This is a genomic window from Pseudomonas sp. KH_046_2 (genome assembly GCF_057838985.1).
In genome coordinates, this window is the sequence record NZ_CM174480.1 from 3,826,272 (window position 1) to 3,844,842 (window position 18,571).

Below are 18,571 nucleotides of genomic sequence, written 5' to 3' on the forward strand. Positions count from 1 at the left end.
ACGAGGGGGCGTACACCGCAACAGCACCCGAGGCGGCCTACCGGCCGGCCTGTTCGCGGGTTTCGTTCGTCTGTGAGCTACCTGGTAGGCTGTCAGGCCGCCTTCGCTGGTAAGCCAGCTCCTACAGTTGATCGGCGTACACCCACGCTTCTCACCACTCATCAGGCCGAGCGTTAGCTCGCCTGCAGCTTTTGATCTTGATCCACCCGCCCCCTCGGGAGGCTGAGTGGAGGTGTTCATCCGGGGATGGGCGCGCAGCGCCGTTCGACGCAGTCGAACTCATTGCATGTAGGTCGAAGCGAAGCCGACCGGAGGGCAATGCCCCCGGATGAATACCGGAGCGAAGGAACGCCGAGCCTTAGCGAGGGCCGTACGTTCGGGGCGAGCGTTTTTTGCTTACTTTTTTAGGCGCTTGTAAAAAAGTGAGTCGCCGTAAGGGCCAGCCCTTTCAAGGTCTTCGTTTAAACTCCCCCAAAACTCCAGTCAGGGTGACGAAAACGATGTGGGCAGAAGTTCTAGCACGGTTTGAAAAAAAGACACCGGCCAGTGTCATGACCAAGTTGATACTGGAGCAGGCTGTTCCTGCCGAATGGGTTGATCAGGTGTTCGAAGAACACCGTCAACGCCAATACCCGCGTGAGCTTTTGCTTTCGACCATCGTTGAACTGATGTCCCTTGTTTCATTGGGTTTGCGCCCTTCCTTGCATGCCGCTGCCCGCCAGATGGATGACCTACCGGTTACCTTGGCGGCGCTCTATGACAAGGTCAGTCGCACAGAGCCTGCATTGCTGCGGGCGTTGGTCACAGGGAGCGCTGAGCGCCTGACCCCGACGATAGAGGAGTTGGGTTGTCCCGCCATTTTGCCTGGCTGGCAATTGCGCATTGTCGACGGTAACCACCTGCCTTCTACCGAAAAACGCTTGGGGGCTTTGCGCCGGGAACGAGGTGCGGCCCGGCCAGGGTTTTCAGTCGTGGTCTACGACCCGGACCTGGATCAGATCGTCGACTTGCAACCTTGCGAGGATGCCTACGCGAGTGAACGCGTCAGCGTGCTGCCGTTGTTGGCCCGCGCTACTAAGGGTCAGCTGTGGATGGCCGATCGGCTGTATTGCACGCTGCCCGTCATGCAAGCCTGCGAGGAAACGCAGGCTTCGTTCATTATTCGCCAGCCAAGCAAACATCCACGGTTGATGGAGGAAGGCAGCTGGCAAGAACCTGTGGCGGTTGAATCCGGCACGGTGCGCGAGCAAATCATCGAACTCAAAGGTGGTCATCGCTGGCGCCGAGTTGAACTGACCCTGCAAACACCTACCGAATCAGGCGACTGCGTGATGTGGTTCTGGAGCAACTTGCCCGACACCATCAGCGCCGTGCAAATCGCCGATTTATATCGTCGTCGCTGGAGTATCGAAGGGATGTTCCAACGCCTGGAATCGGTGCTGGACAGTGAAATCGAAAGCCTTGGCGCTCCCCGGGCGGCCTTGCTGGGTTTTGCTTCGGCGATCTTGGCCTACAACGTCCTGGCAGTGCTCAAACGTAGCGTGGAACAGGCTCATCGCGAGACATTGCCTGAAGGTTGGGAGGCTTCGATCTTCCATCTGACCGTGCAAGTGCGTAGCGGTTACGAGGGCATGCAGATCGCGTTACCCTCAGATTACCTGCCCCTTCAAACGACCCTGGAAACGCTGGCAATGCGACTGTTGGCGCTGGCCAGGAATATCAAGCCCAAGCAAGTGGCCAAAAGCATACGCGGTCCCAAAATCGCCAAACCCAAGGAGTGGCTGGACGGCAAAGCTGCGCATGCTCATGTGTCGACCGATCGGGGGCTTAAGGCCCATAAAGGGAAAACACCTTGAAAGGGCTGGCCGTAATTGGATGGACTCGCCCGCGCCGAGGCGTCAATGCGCCACGGGGGCAGTCTAAGAAGCCACCGACAGCGAGGGCGAATCCATGAAAAAGAATACGACGGTTAAACAGTCCCTGTCTCCAACCGATCTATCGACATGCACGACAGTGGCAGTCGATCTTGCCAAGCAGATATTCCAGGTCGCGGGGGAAGATGCCCTTGGCCAAGTGCTTTACGAAGAGCGAATCAAGTCGCGTGAAGCCTTTCATACCTTCCTGCGCAAACTGCCGCCAACCGTAGTGGTGCTGGTAGAAACGGGCCCAGGCGCTCAAGCATGGGCGCGGCAGCTACAGGCTCAGGGCAATCTGGCGCGAATTCTTCCGGCGCAACTTGTGGCCAAGCACCGCAGCGGCGCCAAAAATGATCGTAATGATGCCCGGGCCATATTGCGTGCGGGGCGCGACAGCAAAATTGCGGCGGTCCCCATCAAAAGTGCCACAGCACTGGCCATGCAGGCCTTGCACCGTGCCCGGCAGGGTTATGTCCGTCGGCGCACAGCCATGAGTAACCAGATGCGGGGCTTGCTGATGGAACACGGTATAACCCTGGCACAAGGTGATGTCGCTATCAGTCAGACCCTGCCTCGGGTGCTGGAAGACGCGACACAACCATTGCCAGACATATTGCGTGAGCTGATAGACGAGCTGCTGGGCGAGTGGCGTCAGTTAGGCGAACGGATCAACGTGCTGACCGGTCGCCTGGAGAGCGCCGCGAACGAGGATAAAACAGCCCGGCGACTGATGACCGTGCGCGGTATCGGCCCGATCATCGCCACAGCGCTTTTGGCCAAGGAGACCGAACCTGAACGTTTTGCCAATGCACGCCAGTTCGCGGCCTACTTTGGCATGGTGCCTGAGCAGAACAGCAGTGGGCAGAAGATTCGCCTGGGCAGGATGAGCAAACGAGGCGACAGCTATGTGCGCAGCCTGATGGTTCAAGGGGCTCACGCGGTATTGAGGCATTTGCGCCCTGATTCAGAGCAGCCCGACGATCGTCGGTTGCAACGTTGGCTGGGTCGACTGGGACGCAAGGAAGCGGCGATACGGTTGGCGAACCGCAACCTTCGAATCGTTTGGGTGCTGCTACAAAATGACCAGACTTACCGCAGCCAACCGGCCAATGGCCGGCCAGCTGCGCCAAGTTACTGATCGACAGCGTTCTGCCTCCGGGGCGCCAAGGCGCTCCAGCCCCTGCTAGAAAACATTGACCCCAGGTCAGACCGTCGCGGATCGATGCCTGCGCCCTTACCGGCCTTCGAGGCCTGAACGTAATCGGCATGCCGCGAGCTCAACCAATGTTGGCCAGAAGCCGAAGACAGCTTCCTCGAACAGGCCTTATACATAGATGCAACCGGGTAGCAGTGTTTGAAAAGCAGGTAGACCGTAGGGGCGAGTCCATACATAAGGGCGAAACCATAAGCGGCCGTTACCGCAGGAATGGATATGTACACCAACTCCATCACCCTACAAACCAAGGCGAAACTGCTTGGGCGTAATCCCGAACTGCTTGCGAAACGCCCGAATAAAATTACTCGGCTGCCGATACCCCAACCGCTCGGCAATCCGCTCGATCGGCTGATCCCCCGCCGTCAACCAATGCCGCGCCATCTCCAGGCTGTCACTGCGAATATGTTGCGCCACGGCAGTCTGCCAGTGCCGCAACATGCTCTGATGCAAAAACCCATTGGCCCCAAGCAGAGGCTCATCGAGACTGGTCGCCGGCAGGCTCAGACACGGATGTGAACCCTCCAGCACCTCGACACCAGCGCTACGCAACCACCGCCCCGCAGCCTGTTGCGGCGTCAGGTGTACCGCGACGAACACCTCGGCCGGCGCTCGCCCCAAACGTCGGGCGATGTTGCGCACCAACGTCAGGGTCGCCGCATCGAGGCCGAAAAAATGCGGCTGCAGGTCAACGCTGCGCAAGTGCAAGCGGGCCTGCCCGTCACTCTCCTCCAGTTCCGCCACTACGTAGTTGGTCACCCGTGGCAGGAATTCAGTGAAACACGCCAGGCTCCCGCGCAGTGTGGCGGCGGAGTCCAGCAGAATGTTCAACCCCCGCAACGTAGTGGTTGCCATGCCGTTGACCAGATCGCAGCCAAACGACACCCCCGCGCCCGCACGCTCGCATTCACTCCACAGGCGTTCGACCAGGTGCACGGGCACATGCAGGTCCTGCCCTTCGAGCAACGACAGGCAGATGCCGGCCCGTTCCAGCAGTTGGTCCTGGCACAGGCCGGACTGCCGGGCATGGCTGAGGATGGTGCGGGTGAAGGCGCTGGAAATGAACGGTTGGCTGGTCATGGCAAGTTACGGCGAGAAGACAGGCGTGTACTTATGCCAGCCTCTGTGCTATCGATCCAATGCATTAAAAGTATCCGCCGAATGCAGGAGACGCATGATGGACCTACGACAACTCCGCCACCTTGTCGCCCTGGCCGATTACCGCAACTTCGGCCGGGCCGCCGAGGCGATCAACCTCAGCCAACCCGCCTTCAGTCGCAGCATCCAGACCCTGGAGCGCGACCTCGACTGCGCGCTGGTGGAACGCAGCAGCCGCGAATTCCGCCTGACTGGCCAGGGTGAACTGGTGCTGCAACATGCCCGGCGCCTGCTCGCCGGCAGCCAGGCCCTGCACAACGAACTGACGCAATACAACGGCCTGACCGGTGGCGAGTTGCACTTCGGCTGCGGCCCGTATCCGGCCCAGGTGCTGGTGCCCGAGGCGCTGGCGCAATTCATCCAGGCCCACCCGGCGATCCGCATCAGTTTCCACCAGGGCGACTGGGAGCAACTGGCGGTCTGGCTTCGTGAGCAACAGATCGAATTCCTCGTGGCCGACGCGCGGTACTTCACTGGCGACCCGCAATACCAGGTACAACTGTTGCGCCCTCGACGCGGGCGATTCTTTTGCCGTGTCGGTCATCCCTTGGTGCAGCAACAGAACCTGCCCCTGCGCGCCCTGCTCGACTACGCGGTGGTCGGCACGCGAATACCGCCGATGATCCGCAAGATCCTCGCCGACGTGCAGGGCGAGGCGGACTTCAACCCGAGCGTGGAATGCGCGCAATTCGACGCCATCCGCCGCGTGGTGATGCGTTCCGACGCGGTAGGCATCGCCACCGTGGAAGCCTTGGCCGAACTGGTGGACCAGGGCCTGATTCGCCTGCTGGAATTTACCGACGTGCCCAAGGAAGACCCCGGCCTGCAATTGCACTACGGCATCGTCAGCCGCGCCGGGCATTCCCTGACACCGGCCGCGCTGGCGATGGTCGATGCGGTGCTGTCGGTTGACCGGCGCTTGTTGGCGTCGAACTAAGGCCTGCCTGCAACGCCGCAATCCTTGTGGGAGCGAGCCTGCTCGCGAAGGCGTCGTGTCAGTCGCCATCACTATTGAATGACACTCCGCTTTCGCGAGCAGGCTCGCTCCCACAGGGTTCGTCGCAGCTTTGAAGTCACGCACGCCGCGCCAGCGCCTGCAATGCCCGGGGCTCACCGAGGGCGCGCAGCAGGCAGTGCATCGCCTCCTCGCGGCTGCGCTCGAAGCGATAGCGCGACTCGATGTACAGCGCCAGTTTCAACTCCACCGGTTCGTCCAGGGGCAGCGGCACGTGCTGCAGGCCCAGAACGTTGGCGACCCGGCTTGGCAGGCTGATGCCGAACGGCTGGCGATCGGCGATAAGCTTCGCGGCCAGGGTGCTTTGGGTGCTCATTGCCACATTCCGGCGCAGACCTTTCAAGCCAAGCTGCAAGTCCACCGGGCTGAGCCCGTCGCGGCGGCTCGACACCTGAATCTGCGGCTGCTCCAGATACGCCTGCAGGGTGCGCGGCGGTTCCTTGAGCGCAGCGCCATAGGCGAACACGTAATGGTCGGCGGGCAATGCCTGTTTGTGCAGGCCGGCAAGCCCGGCCAGCGGCTGGTCGAGGTCGATCAGGATATCCAGCTTGCCGCTGGCCAGGTCCTGCAAGGCATCGCGGCGCCGCGGCTGGAAATAACGCACCTGCCAATCGGCGTGGGGCGATTCGAGCAAGGCATCGAGCAGCACCGGTTGCAGGCAGTCCAGACAACTGATGCGCAGCAGCGGATTGCTCTGCCGCGCGGCGGGAATCATGCGCAAGCCATCGCGCAACGACTCGAGCGCGGCACGCACGTAGTCGGCCAGCCGATGGGCCACCAGTGTCGGCGTCACCCCCAGGCGACTCTTGATGAACAGCGGGTCGCCGCACAATTCCCGCAGGCGCCGCAACGCATTGCTCATGGCCGGTTGCGACAGGCACATCACCTCGGCCGCACGGGTGACGCTGCGCTGCTGGTAAATCGCATCGAAGGCGAGCAACAGGTTCAAATCGAGCTGGCGTAAATCAAGCATGGTCTTGCTCCGGCAAATCGCTTAACGTCGGGCAGCCTAACCAGTGTTGCGGAACAAGCTGTGAGCCCTACATGACAAAAAGTGATCAGCGGCTGCGCGATCAATCGATACCCAATGCGTTCTACGCGCCGACCCTGCTGCCGGCCATCGAAGAATTGCTGGCGCGCGGTGTGCCCCGCGAAAGCATCGAGGGCCTGTTTCATCGCAGCCTGTTCGAATTGCGCACGCCATTCATGCGCATTCCGCTGTTCATGTCGCGGCGCTTCTGGGCGTTTGCCCTGGAACAGACCGGCGACCCGCTGATCGGCCTGGCGGCCGGTCGGCGCTTCGTGTCCACCGCCACCAATGGCCTGACCTACCTGTTCGACGTGGCCGCCTCACTGGACAGCGCCTGCCAGTATTTCGTGCGCTTCTTTCCGTTTTTCAACGGGCACTTCCAGGCGCGGATCGTGCGCGGCGACGACAGCGTCGAATTGCACCTGCTCGACTGCGGCAGTGTGAAAACCCACGCAGCAACCACCGATTACATCCTCATCAGCCTGTGCAGCATGTTGCGACGCAAATTCCTCGCCAGTGGCCTGGAGCGTGATCCGATTCTGGGCGTCGGGCTGGCCGGTGCTTGCACGGCCAATGCGCAGGAACATCAACAAGCCTTTCGCGCACCGGTGCAATGGGGGCAAGCGCAGCACTCGATCCGCCTTGATCCACAGCTGTTCGTCATCCCGTTAACGCCGGGCAATCATGACCTGGAACACACGCTGGTCGAGCTGCTGGAGCAGACCCGACGCAACAGTGAGCCGACCTTGCTGGAGCAAGTCTGCGACCATTTGATCAGCAACCTCGCCGAGGCCAACTGGCAGCAATTCTGCACCACCCAGCACTTGCTCGAGCGCACCGCCGCCCGACGCTTGAAGGCGTTGGGCTGGCGTTTTTCAGAGTTGCTCGACGAGTACCGCCGCTACCGGGCCGAAGACTTTTTGCAGGGAACGGACCTGGAGCTGGTGGAGATTTCCGACCGCCTCGGTTACAGCGATGTGCAAAGCTTCAACCGTGCCTGCCTGCGGTGGCTGGGGTGCGCGCCGGGCGCCTGGCGAACCCGGCGAGGTCAATAGAAAACCACGCCCGTTCGCCACCGGTACCTTTGGTTTTTGCGTCCCCCCATTTTTGTCGTATGCAAGACCGTAGTACGACACCGAACACCTGTAGGAGCGAGCCTGCTCGCGATGGGGCCAGCAGGACCAACACACTGTTGAGCTCAGGGCATCAGCTCTTCACCACCACCCACGTAAAGCACAACGGCAACTGCGCCACCTGCTGTTGATAGCGGTCATAGAGTTCTTCGCGGTTGGAGTGTGGGTATTCCCTGAAGTGACGGATCTGCAGCCCTGCTGCAATGGCGGCGCTGAAGAGGTCGCCCAGGGTGTGGACGAACCAGTAGGACGGCGCGGCCGGCTGTTCGATCTTGCCTTCGTAGACGATCGGTTCGTGCTGCACGAACGGTTCGCGCCGGAAGTAGGAGCTGGCCGGGCGAAAAGGATCGGCGGCCTCGGGGTCGAACATTTCCAGGAACGGGTGGGTTTCGTACACCACCAGCGCGCCACCCGGCTTCAGCGTGCACGCCACATGGCGGAAGAATTCGCCGATGTCCGGCATCCAGTTCAAGACGCCAATGGTGATCAGCGCCAGGTCAAAGCGCTCCTGCAGTCCAGCCGGCAAGTGGTGGATGTCCGCTTCGATGAATTGCGGCGCGTGGGGCGAGCGGGACGCCAGTTCCCGTGCCTGCCCGAGAAATGCTTCTGACTGGTCGACGCCCACCACGCTGCGCGCCCCCAGGGCGAACAGCGACAGGCTTTCACGACCGTTGTTGCAGCCCAGTTGCACCACGTCCTTGCCGTCGACACCTGTCTGGCTCAGCAAAGCGGTCAGGGTGTCATCCAGACAGGAAAAATCCGCGTGTTCCACGCCCCTCAACAAGGCTTGCCATTCGCAGGAGTCCTTGTGGTGACGGGCGGAGTCATTCCAGGCCTCGCGGTTACTGGCGATGGCTTGTTCTTTTGTCGGCATTTCCATTGCACGCTCCTGGGTCCGGGTCGTCGATTTGACCGGCCGGAGTCTAGATCAACCTCATCCTGGCAGGTGTTGCGAACTTGTAATTCGCGCAGCACTGACGGCTGTACACGGCGCCAGCTATAGTTAAAGACCTTGGGGGGAATGTGGTTAAACCGATCCAGCAGGTGTTGCCATGAAAAAGACCGACCTGACGCTGTTGCTTGCCCTCTGCCTTGGCGCGCCCGCTGTCGCCCACGCCGACGACATGCCCACCACCAACTACAGCAGCGAATTCAACTATTACGGCGCCGACCAGCCCTTCGCGCACCCCGTACCACCGTCCATGAACATCGTGCCGCCGGGTTCGTACATCCCGACCGCGCCCGGGGAATTCATTCCGGTTTCAAATGAACACGTATTTTCCGACTCACGCTTGCCGACAGTGGCCGACGCCACGGTTCGGGTGTTTATCCGCTCCTACGATCCGGAGCGTGGCGTATACGTCAACCAGGAAGTCGAGAACCCCGGCTGCATGCTGTCTTGTCTGAGGCAGGGACCGGTGTTGCAGTGAGCCTTACCACTGGCGTTTGTCAGGACGGGCGAGGCCGAGTTTTTCGATCCGGTAGCGCAACATGTCACGACTCAGGCCCAGCAGCCGTGCCGATTTGGTGACGTTCCAGTCAGTCTTGTCGAGCATCTTGCGCACCATGTCGCGCTCCACTTCCGGCAGGTTCATGGAATCGCTGCCGTTGAAGGACGGACGCGGTTCGCTGAAGTGTGGCGGCTCGTGATGAAACATCGGTGGCTCATCCGTCAGGCTCAGGCAGACGTTCAACTGATGAGCGGCGATGGTGTCGCTTTGCGCCAGCAACACGGTTTGCTCCAGCATGTTGCGCAATTCGCGCACGTTGCCCGGCCAGCTGTAGCTGAGCAGCAAATCTTCGGCCTGGTCGCTGAAATACAGGTTCGGTTTGCCGTAGCGTTTGCCATGCAGCGCCAGGAAGTGCCGGGCCAGCAGCAGGATATCGGCGCCACGGGCATACAGGCGCGGCACCTTGATGGAAATGATGCGCAGGCGGAAGAACAGGTCGCGGCGGAATTTGCCTTGCTGGACCATCTGTTCGAGATTGCAGTTGGTGGCGCTGATCACCCGCAGATCGACTTTGCGCTCCTTCACCGAACCGACCCGGCGAATGGTCCGGTCTTCCAGCAGCTTCAGCAGCTTGGCTTGCAGCAGCAGGTCCATTTCACCGATTTCATCGAGGAACAGCGTGCCGCCATCAGCCGCTTCCACCAGCCCCATGCGACGATCCTTGGCGTCGGTGAAGGCGCCCTTCTCGTGGCCGAACAGTTCCGACTCCACCAGATTGGACGGGATCGAAGCACAGTTGAATTCAATGAACGGGCCTTTGGCTCGCGGGCCGTCGAAGTGCAAGGCCCGGGCCACCAGTTCCTTGCCGGTGCCCGTCTCGCCTTCCACCAGCACCGGCGGCAGGTCGCTGTTGGCCATGCGCCGCTCGGCGTCGAGCAACTGGGTGATGGTGCCCTTGAGGTACGCCATCGGTGCCGACTCGCCAATCAGTGCCTGCACCCCCGACTTCTGGGCCTCGCGCTCCTGATAAAACGACAACGTGCGCTCCATGCGGTCGGTGGCCAGGGCCTTGTCCAGCAGCAGCTTGAGCTCTGGCAGGGCCACTGGCTTGGTGACGTAGTGAAAGGCGCCCTCTTTCATCGCCACCACGGCGTCTTCAACATTGCCGTAGCCGGTCATCATGATCACTTTCAGATCCGGCGCGCTGATGCGCAGCTTCTGGATCAGGTCGTGACCACTCATGCCCGGCAACGAGTTGTCGGTCAGTACCACGTCAGGCGCGAAAGAACCCAATTGCTCCAGAGCATCTTCAGCCGAGTGGCAGACGGTCACCTCGAAGTCCTTGCGCTCCAGGTAAGTCTGAATATTCTCGGCGAGGATTTCGTCATCCTCGACCAGCAGAATGCTGTGCTCCATATTCCCCTCCCGTTGCCACTTTGAAATTGAGACAAACACGGGTTCCTTCCTGCTCCCGGCTGGTCAGTTCGACCGAACCGTCAAATCGCTCCATTATTCTTTTGACCAGGGCCAGGCCCACGCCCAACCCACCTTGCTTGGTGGTGAAAAACGGCTTGAAGACCATTTGCTGCTGTTGTCTGGACATGCCCTTGCCGGTGTCGGTCAATGTCATTCTCACATCGCCGGACACCGAGGAATCGATCTCGATCGTCAGCACGCCACCCTTGGGCATTGCTTCCAGTGCATTGGCAAACAGGCTATTGAGTATTTGCGTGAGCAGCACCTGCTGGCTGACGACCGGTGGCACGCTGACTGGGGAGAACCGCACTTCGACGTCCGAACGGCTGATCAGGGACTCAAAGGCACTCAGGGTGTCTTCGAGGGCCAGCACCAGATCGACCGTTTCACAGTCGTCATTCATCGGCCGCAACGACACCAGCAATTCACGAACCCAGCGCGACATGCGGTCGACCTGACTGATGATGTCGCCAATGTTTTTCTGTGCGGTCTGGCTGGCGATGTCCTGGGCCAGTTCGGCGCTGGAACGGATATTGGCCAGCGGGTTGCGCAAGCTGTGGGCCACCGCCGAGGACATCTCGCCAAGGGCGACAAAGGTCTCGTTGGCGATCAGTTGTTTCTGCTGGCTCTGCAACAGCGTCGCCGCGCGTCGCACGATCCAGAACAGCCCCAGGTAAATGGCCGCCCCGCCGATCAGCGTGGCCAGCCAGATCGCCTTGAAGCCACGCTGGATGCGCTCCACCAGATCCAGTGGCTCCTTATAGATTTCCACCATGGCAACCACTTTGCTTCGGTCGGCGTTGAACATCGGAATGTAGTTCTCGACGAACAAATACTCCGGTTCGCGCAACAGGCGCTGCTCGGGGCGCTCCTCATCGATTTCGTGGTAGTTGGTGGACACTGGCGATTTCATTTCAAAGGATTCGTCCAGCTCAAAGTCGTCTTCGATGCGCACGCCGATCAACTCGGGGTTGGTCGACCAGACCACGGTGCGGTCCAGGGCGTACACCGTCGCCAGCAGGATGTCCGGCAGATGCTCCACATGGTCGAGAAACTCAACGCGCGCGGCGGCCCGGGATACGGAGTTGACGTCGGGGTAGGCATCGTCCATGCGCGGGTCGAGCATTTCGCCCATGGTCCGCCCTGGGGCAATGCCGGCATGCCGGATTTCGGCCTCGCCAATGGACTGGATGAACTGCGCGGTCAGCATCGAATCACGCTCGATACTTTCATCGACAACAAAGCGCGTGGAGATGTAACCCAGCCCCAGCGCCACCACGGCGATGATCAGAAAGCTTGCCAGGGAGAACCAGCGCAGCAAGTTGAACTGCGGCCGCCACCCCTTGCGTTGTGCTGCCGGGGCCTGCGGCGCAGCTACTTTTTGTTGTTCGAGTATCTGCATGGCTGTGTCCTGGGTACTTGAAATCGAGCCTGTTCAGCCGCTTTCAGGATCAGTGTAGGTGGCATTGATAGCCTTGACCGGCCCGCGTAATTTTTTTGACGCTATTGCACCCGCGGTGTCTCGGGTTGCGCGACCGAATGATGTTGTTCGGGCTCCTCGTTACCACTGGCCAATGGCGCCGCTGGCGGATGCTGACGGTCGGTTTCTTCCCGCAGGAAATCGATGATGGACTGGGCGGATTTCGCATCCAGGCGCAAGTTGGGCATCGTGATCCTGTTGTAGCGCTCGAACAGTTCCATCGCAATCGGGTCCTTTTCCGCGAGCATGCGGTCAGGTTCGCGGATCCAGCGCTTGAGCCAGGCCGGATCGCGCTGATAGGTCACACCGATCAGGTCCGGGCCGATGCTGCGCAGGCCGATGCCCTGCCCGTCCAGCGGACCGAGGCTGTGGCAAGACGCGCAGCGGGTGCGAAACAGCTCTTCGCCATTGCTCGGCGGGCGAATTTCCGGTGCATCGACATAGCTTTCTTCCACACTGGGCTGTTTCCAGTTATGCAGGGTATTGGCCAGTTGGTCGGCCAGAATCCACGGATTTTCGAACGGCGAGGCTTTCATCCAGCGGCCCGTTGCCTGGTTGCCGACGATCAGGCTCAGGTTGTGGTCCTTGTTGCGCCCGTTATCGACGCCTTCGATGAACAGCCCCAGTTTTTTGCGCAGGTCGGTGACGTCGGCGAATTCCCCGGTGAGGAATTTCCACCCGGGCCCGACCTGGAAGCGTTGCGCATAGGCCTTGAGCACCTCGGGGGTATCACTCAAGGGGTCGATGCTGATGGAGTAGAAGAAGATGTCCTTGCCGACCCGATCCCCCAGCAGTTTCTGCACCTGGCGCAGGCGCGCGGTTTCCAGGGGGCAGGAGTCGCTGCACGAGGTGAAGACGAAGTTGATCACCACCACCTTGTCTTTGATCAGGTCATCGAAAAAACGCAGCTGCTGTCCGTCCTGGTCGGTCAGCAGGGTGTTGGGGAAATAGTCGGCACCCCACGGGGTGACGGCTTCAACGACAACCGTTTCGCCAGTGGATGCCGGGGCAGGTGCGGGCGTCGACGTCGGCTGGCTGGCGACCAGCAACTGGCTGGCCAGTAAACCGGTCACCAGCATCAGCACCAGGTGCATGCCCAAGGCGCGTGAGCGTGGTGAATGCATCTCTTTTTTTTCCATCACCAGCCGCCTCGATGTGGTGAAGGGGGGTAATGGTGGTTTTGCAAGGACCTCGCCAATCATGTGCTTTTGTATAAAAAAAGTACTAACACTCGACAAAACAATGATTTATCAAAATCAATGGGCGATGACCGGGGAGATGACCGGGGATTGATACCCGATGTTGGGGGTAGTTCATCCCCGTTTTCAGGGGGCCAGAACAAACGACAGGCGCACAGTGGTGCCCTCGCCTTCACTGCTGTCGAGGGCAACCGCACCGCCAAATCGCTCCATGATCCGCTTGACCAGCACCAGCCCGACGCCCAGCCCGCCCTGTTTGGTGGTAAAGAACGGCCGGAAGGCCATGGCGCGCTGTTCTTCGCTCATGCCTTTACCGGTATCGCTCACCCTCACGCTGACGCGCTGGGCATCGCGCGGTTCGATCCGGATGGTCAGCGTGCCGCCGTCGTCCATGGCTTCCACCGCATTGGAAAGCAGGCTGTTGAGGATCTGGGTCAGTTGCACGTGCTGGCTCAGCACCATGGGCGTCTGGTCCGGCTCGAACACCACGTTGACCCTGGCCTGGCTGATCTGATGCTCGTAAGCCATCAGGCTGTCATGCAGGGCCGCCACCAGGTTCACCGGTTCTGCCTCGTCATTGAGCGGTCGCAGGGACTGGAGCAACTCCCGTACCCAATTCGACATGCGATCGACCTGACCTATGATGTCGTTGATGTTCCTGTGTGCCGGGCCGCTGTCGAACTCTATCGCCAGCTCGGCGCTTGACCGGATGTTCGCCAACGGATTGCGCAGACTATGGGCGACCGCCGAGGACACCTCCCCCAGAGCCACAAAGGTTTCGTTGGTGATCAATTGCTTCTGCTGCGTCGCCAGCAGGATCGCCGCCCGCCGCACGATCCAGTACAGCCCCAGGTAAATCAGACCGCCGCCCAGGGCGGTTGCCAGCCAGATCAGCACCAGGCCGCGCTCCATGCGGTTGATCAGGTCCTGCGGTTCCTTGTAGATCTCGACCATCGCCGTGACGGTGCTGCCATCGGCATCGAACAGCGGAATGTAGTTTTCGATGAAGGTGTATTTGGGTGGCTCCAGGAACTTCTGCTCCATGCGGGATTTGTCCGCACCGTGGAAACTGGTCGACACTGAAGTCTTGGCGTTGAATGCGCGGTCGAGGTCTTCATCGGCACGGATCGTGATACCCATCAAGGCCGGGTTGGTCGACCAGATCACCATGCGGTCGGGGGCGTAGATGTTGACCAGGATCACGTCCGGCAAGTTTGCGATATGGTCAAAGAATTCACCCCGGGCACTGGCACGGGACAGCGGGTCGACGTCGGGAAAGTCCTTGTCCTTTCGTGGGTCGAGCAAATCGCCCATGGTCCTGACGTTGGGAATCGACACATGGCGCACCTCGGCCGAGGCAATCGCCTGGATGAATTGTGAGGTCAAGAGCGCATCGCGCTGCACGCTTTCGGTAATCACGAACCGCGTGGATACCGCCCCCAGCGCCACCGCCACCGTGCCGATCACCACCATGCTGACCAGTGAAAACCAGCGCAGCAGATTGAACGGCTCCTTGCGCGTGTTCAAGCGAACTTCGCTGTCGGTCGCAAGTACTTTGGCGATTGTGTTCATGGACACGGTTCCCGGAAACCCCCTATAGGTTTATAGCCCAGCCATGGCCGTTTGCCCGAACCTGGGGACTGCGATACCCCACCCACCCCGCGACCCCGTCACCCCCAAAGCAGGGGACAGTTGCCCGCGCCATAACCTCCCGTACTGCCGCCAACGATTGCGCCAAGGCCTTTACTGCGGGCTTCTCACGCTCGTTTTCGCCGATTGGTATGGAAGTTGCCGAACTCCCTGCCAACTGCCCCATCCCCAAGGGGCAGGTACTTCGACAGAGGGAATACCCATGCACCCGTTACTGTGCAAAACCGCGACCGCCCTGGTTATGACCGCTCTAGCCCAAGGCATGGCCCAGGCCGCGCTGTTTGCCGTTGACCCCGGACCCTACCTGCCAGCCAATGGCAATTTTGCCGCCTGGTATCAAGACAGCCACGGCCGAACCCTTGACCTGTGTTTATCAAAGGCTGTCAGTTCCAGGGTTGCCAGCGCGCCAGGCGCCCCGACTTACATGTGCTCGCTGATCCCTAATCCCGGCATTTTCGATGACACCCAACCGTTGGTCTTCCCGACCAATTTCCCCGACGAAGCGTTCTGGGCCACAGGCGAAACGACCATCGTCGATGCCGCCCGAGGCATCGACCTGACCTATGTCTCGGCGCTCGAAGCAGCCTTCAGTGGTGGGGACCCACTGGAGGGCGACCAGATCAGCTTTGCCCGTATCCGTGTTCGCATCGACGTGCCCACCGCCGGCACTTATGTCATCACCCACCCCTACGGCGTCGAAGTGTTCAACGTCGACACTCCCGGCCGGCGGGCGATCAACATGACCCGGGACATTGGCATCGGTGCGCCAAAAACCTACGACGGCGCGCTCAAGGGCGACGTCGGGCCGTTCCTGCGCAGCGTCAATGGCCCCTACACCGAGACCAACCCGGGCACTGGCCAGGCCGAACAATTCGTCGGCGATCCGAACCTCACCGAAGCCGTCACCGGCAGCCCGTTCAACACCAACTACGTGCGCATCGAAGGCCCCAATGGCCTGGATTTGCGCACCAACCTCTTCGCCGTATCCGGCAAGTTGTCGACGGTGGTCCGGCCGACCCCGGTGATCGCCGAGCGCAGCACCTACTCGCGACAGGCCGGCACCAGCGCCCCGGTGGCCCAGCAGGACGTGTTCGTGCTGGCCCCGCCGCCACCGGCCACCGTGACCCTGGACAGCAACAACCCGGTGCTGAACTTCACCGAAGCGAACACCACCGGCCACTGGTATGCGCAGTCGCCGAACAATCCAACGCTGCCGGGCACCTTGCAGGTGACCGCCGACAACCACCTGGCCATCGCCAGCAGCACGCCGACCATCCTGCCCATGCCGCTGACCGACCTGGTGACGATCGCGCGCGCCGAGTACAGCCTGAGCACCGGGCAAATCACCATCGTGGCCTCGACCAGCGATGAAACGTCGCCACCGGTGCTCACCGCTACCTCCGGCACCGGTATCGCCATCGGCGCCCTGAGTGGTGACGGCGCCGTGAAAAGCCTGGCCACCGGCATCTCGCCGATTCCGCCAGCCCAGGTTCGTGTGTCGTCCTCCAATGGCGGCAGCGATACCGAAGAAGTGGTCATCGTGCAATGAACGCCCACATGCCCGGATCCTCATCAGGAGGCATCATGAACAAATGGCCACGCCTGGCGCTCAAAGCCCTGGGACTGACTCTATCGCTGACCGGCAGTGCTTTGGCGCAACTCGCCGCCGTCGATCCCGGACCTTACACCTTTGCCACCGGGAAATTCCCGATCTGGTATCAGGACAATAATCAACTGTCGATGGAGCTGTGCCAGTCCCGCGCCGCCAGCTCACGGGTGGCCGCCAGCGTGCCACCGGCCTACATGTGCACCCTGCTGCCGACACCGGGCATTTTCGACGACACCCTGCCGATGGTGTTCCCGGATAACTGGCCAGACGAAGCCTTCTGGTTCCTTGCCGAGACCAGCATCCCCGACAACACCGCAGGCTACGGCATGGACGTCTATGTCGCCGGGATCGAGGCTGCATTCGCCGGTGGCAACCCGCTTGATGGCGACCAGGTCAGCTTCGCGCGGATTCGTATGCGGGTGAACATTCCCGTTGCCGGGACCTACACCATTACCCACCCCTATGGCGTGGAAACGGTCAACGTCACCACCACCGGGCGTCGTGCGATCAACATCACCAGGGACGTCGGCATCGGTGCGCCGGGAGTTTTCAGCGGTGCGGTCAACGGTGCGATCGGGCCGTTCCTGCGCAGCGTCAACGGCCCCTACACCGAGGTGAACCCGGACACCGGCGCCGTCGAAACCTTCGTCGGCGACCCCAACCTCACCGAAGCCGTGACCGGCAGCCCCAACAACACTAACTTTGTGCGCATCCAGGGTCCGGCCGGGACTATCCAGACCAACCTCTTCACCCTGTCCGGCAAGGTGCTCGACAACCGTGCGCAAACCGCGGTGGACATGACCCGTGCCACCTACCGCCGCATTGCCGGCACGGGCGGCGCCACCACCCGGGTCGAAGTGTTTGCCAAAGCCGCCAACGGCTCGACCCTGTGCTTTCGCGAAAGCATCGCCCTGGTCCCCGGCCCGCCTGTGTCGCCTTGCCAGACCAACATGGTGAGCGACAACAACGGCGTGTTCTTCGCCCAGCATCTGCTGGCCAACGGAGCCGTGCCGCCGGTCGTGGTGGTCACCGCCACCAACCCCGCCGGGACCACCCGCCCGACCGCGGTGTCGAGCAAGCTCTCGGACGTGGTGAAAATCCAGACCGCCCGTTACAGCTGGAGCAACCACAGCCTGCTGATCGAGGCCACCTCCACGGACGAAGTGGTGGTACCGGACATGGTCGCCCAGGGTTACGGACGGCTGTCGAAAACCGGAATCCTGCAACGCCTGACGGTGGCTGACCTGACCCAACCCCCTGCAACCGTGACGGTCAAATCCGCCGCCGGCGGCAGTGACACCGAGCCGGTCGTAGTCGTCGGCACGGCGCCGGACACCGGTGCGAACCAGGCACCGATCTCCGTCGCCGATACCGGCGGCACCAGCTTCGGCGTGCCGATCACCCTCAACCTGCTGGCCAACGACAGGGACCCGGACGGCAATACGCCGCTGAGCATTACCGCGCTGACCCAACCGGCCACCGACCAGGGCACCGTGGCATTGAGCGGCACTACGGCGGTGGTCTACACCCCTCCGGCTGTCGTCAACGCGCCGCTGACCACGACCTTCACCTACAAGGCTCAAGACGTCAAAGGGCTGGCTTCGACGACAGCGGCAACCGTGACCATTACCGTGGCGCCTAACCGGCCTCCGGTGGCAGTCGCCGATGCCGTCACGACACTGGGTGTGGCGATTCCAATCAACGTGCTGGCCAACGACAGCGACCCGGAAGGCAATGTGCCACTCGCGGTCGCCAGCTTCACTCAACCGGCAGGTCGCGGCACCGTCAGCAGTAACGGCACGGTGCTCACCTATACCCCACCGGCCACCGTCACCACGGCCTTCACCACGACCTTCAGCTACATCGCCCGGGACAGTTTCGGCGCCCAGTCGACATCGCCGGCCACGGTCACGGTGCAGGTCTCGCCACGGCCTGCTGCGGAAACCTTCGCAGTGACCACCGCAACGGTGAGAGCCCGCTCCAATAACCGCTTCACCTGGGACTTTGCCGGCACCTCATCGGTGACCACCGGCAACACCATCACCATCAAGGTCACCACGCCGACCGGGCTCGTCACCCTGGGCACCACCACCGTACCGGTGAACGGTCGCTGGCGGTTGACGGTGAACAACACCACCACGGTCGTTCCGTCGGCGAACCCGACCGCCACGATCACCTCGTCCCAAGGCTCCGTGCGGACGGTGCCGGTGATCGCCAACTGAGTCCGTGCCCCATTAACCA

General features: G+C 61.4%; 14 protein-coding genes. 7 read left to right on the forward strand and 7 right to left on the reverse strand.

Going from position 1 to position 18,571, the window contains the following annotated elements; all coding sequences use genetic code 11:
• Positions 1 to 551 precede the first annotated feature (551 nt).
• Positions 552 to 1,856, forward strand: a complete 1,305-nt coding sequence (locus AC3IX1_RS17290) for an IS4 family transposase (RefSeq protein WP_489385112.1) — start codon at positions 552 to 554, stop codon at positions 1,854 to 1,856.
• Between the two features lie 94 nt (positions 1,857 to 1,950).
• Complete coding sequence (locus AC3IX1_RS17295) at positions 1,951 to 3,054, forward strand: IS110 family RNA-guided transposase (protein WP_489385047.1); 1,104 nt, start codon at positions 1,951 to 1,953, stop codon at positions 3,052 to 3,054.
• 315 nt (positions 3,055 to 3,369) lie between these two features.
• Here AC3IX1_RS17295 and AC3IX1_RS17300 read toward each other — a convergent pair whose 3' ends face one another.
• The gene (locus AC3IX1_RS17300; protein ID WP_489385113.1) at positions 3,370 to 4,209 is read right to left on the reverse strand and encodes an AraC family transcriptional regulator; all 840 of its coding nucleotides are present in this window, start codon (positions 4,207 to 4,209) and stop codon (positions 3,370 to 3,372) included.
• A gap of 94 nt (positions 4,210 to 4,303) precedes the next feature.
• Between AC3IX1_RS17300 and AC3IX1_RS17305 the strand changes: the two genes are divergently transcribed.
• Complete coding sequence (locus AC3IX1_RS17305) at positions 4,304 to 5,224, forward strand: LysR family transcriptional regulator (RefSeq protein ID WP_489385114.1); 921 nt, start codon at positions 4,304 to 4,306, stop codon at positions 5,222 to 5,224.
• 136 nt (positions 5,225 to 5,360) lie between these two features.
• Here AC3IX1_RS17305 and AC3IX1_RS17310 read toward each other — a convergent pair whose 3' ends face one another.
• Entirely contained in the window at positions 5,361 to 6,275 is a 915-nt protein-coding gene (locus tag AC3IX1_RS17310; RefSeq protein WP_056723942.1) for a LysR family transcriptional regulator, read from the reverse strand.
• Positions 6,276 to 6,346: 71 nt separating this feature from the next.
• Between AC3IX1_RS17310 and AC3IX1_RS17315 the strand changes: the two genes are divergently transcribed.
• Positions 6,347 to 7,387 (forward strand): AraC family transcriptional regulator ligand-binding domain-containing protein, encoded by a 1,041-nt coding sequence (locus AC3IX1_RS17315; RefSeq protein WP_489385115.1) that lies wholly within the window; start codon positions 6,347 to 6,349, stop codon positions 7,385 to 7,387.
• 151 nt (positions 7,388 to 7,538) lie between these two features.
• Here the strand turns inward: AC3IX1_RS17315 and AC3IX1_RS17320 are convergent, their stop codons facing one another.
• A complete protein-coding gene (locus AC3IX1_RS17320; RefSeq protein ID WP_489385116.1) occupies positions 7,539 to 8,345 on the reverse strand; it encodes a class I SAM-dependent methyltransferase in 807 nt (268 codons plus the stop codon).
• A 172-nt stretch (positions 8,346 to 8,517) separates the two neighbouring features.
• Between AC3IX1_RS17320 and AC3IX1_RS17325 the strand changes: the two genes are divergently transcribed.
• Positions 8,518 to 8,895, forward strand: a complete 378-nt coding sequence (locus AC3IX1_RS17325) for a hypothetical protein (protein WP_489385117.1) — start codon at positions 8,518 to 8,520, stop codon at positions 8,893 to 8,895.
• A 3-nt stretch (positions 8,896 to 8,898) separates the two neighbouring features.
• Here AC3IX1_RS17325 and AC3IX1_RS17330 read toward each other — a convergent pair whose 3' ends face one another.
• The 4 genes from AC3IX1_RS17330 to AC3IX1_RS17345 all read right to left on the reverse strand — a co-directional run bounded on the left by AC3IX1_RS17330 (position 8,899) and on the right by AC3IX1_RS17345 (position 14,643).
• Positions 8,899 to 10,332 carry a sigma-54-dependent transcriptional regulator gene (locus AC3IX1_RS17330; protein ID WP_489385118.1) on the reverse strand — a complete coding sequence of 478 codons (1,434 nt, stop codon included), beginning with the start codon at positions 10,330 to 10,332 and terminating at the stop codon, positions 8,899 to 8,901.
• Entirely contained in the window at positions 10,301 to 11,794 is a 1,494-nt protein-coding gene (locus AC3IX1_RS17335) for a sensor histidine kinase (protein ID WP_489385119.1), read from the reverse strand. The genes AC3IX1_RS17330 and AC3IX1_RS17335 overlap by 32 nt, the downstream gene beginning before the upstream one ends.
• Positions 11,795 to 11,895: 101 nt before the next feature.
• The gene (locus AC3IX1_RS17340; protein WP_489385120.1) at positions 11,896 to 12,996 is read right to left on the reverse strand and encodes an SCO family protein; all 1,101 of its coding nucleotides are present in this window, start codon (positions 12,994 to 12,996) and stop codon (positions 11,896 to 11,898) included.
• A 201-nt stretch (positions 12,997 to 13,197) separates the two neighbouring features.
• Positions 13,198 to 14,643, reverse strand: coding sequence for a sensor histidine kinase (locus AC3IX1_RS17345; protein ID WP_489385121.1), 1,446 nt, complete (start codon positions 14,641 to 14,643; stop codon positions 13,198 to 13,200).
• Between the two features lie 280 nt (positions 14,644 to 14,923).
• Between AC3IX1_RS17345 and AC3IX1_RS17350 the strand changes: the two genes are divergently transcribed.
• On the forward strand, positions 14,924 to 16,270 hold the full coding sequence (locus AC3IX1_RS17350) for a hypothetical protein (protein WP_489385122.1): 1,347 nt from the start codon (positions 14,924 to 14,926) through the stop codon (positions 16,268 to 16,270).
• A gap of 35 nt (positions 16,271 to 16,305) precedes the next feature.
• Entirely contained in the window at positions 16,306 to 18,552 is a 2,247-nt protein-coding gene (locus AC3IX1_RS17355) for an Ig-like domain-containing protein (protein ID WP_489385123.1), read from the forward strand.
• The last annotated feature ends 19 nt before the right edge of the window (positions 18,553 to 18,571 follow it).

Bases quoted from the DNA above. Each gene is read 5' to 3' on its own strand.
- AC3IX1_RS17345 (WP_489385121.1), bottom strand. From the start codon at position 14,643: ATGAACACAATCGCCAAAGTACTTGCGACCGACAGCGAAGTTCGCTTG.
- AC3IX1_RS17350 (WP_489385122.1), top strand. From the start codon at position 14,924: ATGCACCCGTTACTGTGCAAAACCGCGACCGCCCTGGTTATGACCGCT.
- AC3IX1_RS17295 (WP_489385047.1), top strand. From the start codon at position 1,951: ATGAAAAAGAATACGACGGTTAAACAGTCCCTGTCTCCAACCGATCTA.
- AC3IX1_RS17330 (WP_489385118.1), bottom strand. From the start codon at position 10,332: ATGGAGCACAGCATTCTGCTGGTCGAGGATGACGAAATCCTCGCCGAG.
- AC3IX1_RS17340 (WP_489385120.1), bottom strand. From the start codon at position 12,996: ATGCATTCACCACGCTCACGCGCCTTGGGCATGCACCTGGTGCTGATG.
- AC3IX1_RS17325 (WP_489385117.1), top strand. From the start codon at position 8,518: ATGAAAAAGACCGACCTGACGCTGTTGCTTGCCCTCTGCCTTGGCGCG.
- AC3IX1_RS17320 (WP_489385116.1), bottom strand. From the start codon at position 8,345: ATGGAAATGCCGACAAAAGAACAAGCCATCGCCAGTAACCGCGAGGCC.
- AC3IX1_RS17305 (WP_489385114.1), top strand. From the start codon at position 4,304: ATGATGGACCTACGACAACTCCGCCACCTTGTCGCCCTGGCCGATTAC.
- AC3IX1_RS17300 (WP_489385113.1), bottom strand. From the start codon at position 4,209: ATGACCAGCCAACCGTTCATTTCCAGCGCCTTCACCCGCACCATCCTC.
- AC3IX1_RS17335 (WP_489385119.1), bottom strand. From the start codon at position 11,794: ATGCAGATACTCGAACAACAAAAAGTAGCTGCGCCGCAGGCCCCGGCA.
- AC3IX1_RS17315 (WP_489385115.1), top strand. From the start codon at position 6,347: ATGACAAAAAGTGATCAGCGGCTGCGCGATCAATCGATACCCAATGCG.
- AC3IX1_RS17290 (WP_489385112.1), top strand. From the start codon at position 552: ATGACCAAGTTGATACTGGAGCAGGCTGTTCCTGCCGAATGGGTTGAT.
- AC3IX1_RS17310 (WP_056723942.1), bottom strand. From the start codon at position 6,275: ATGCTTGATTTACGCCAGCTCGATTTGAACCTGTTGCTCGCCTTCGAT.
- AC3IX1_RS17355 (WP_489385123.1), top strand. From the start codon at position 16,306: ATGAACAAATGGCCACGCCTGGCGCTCAAAGCCCTGGGACTGACTCTA.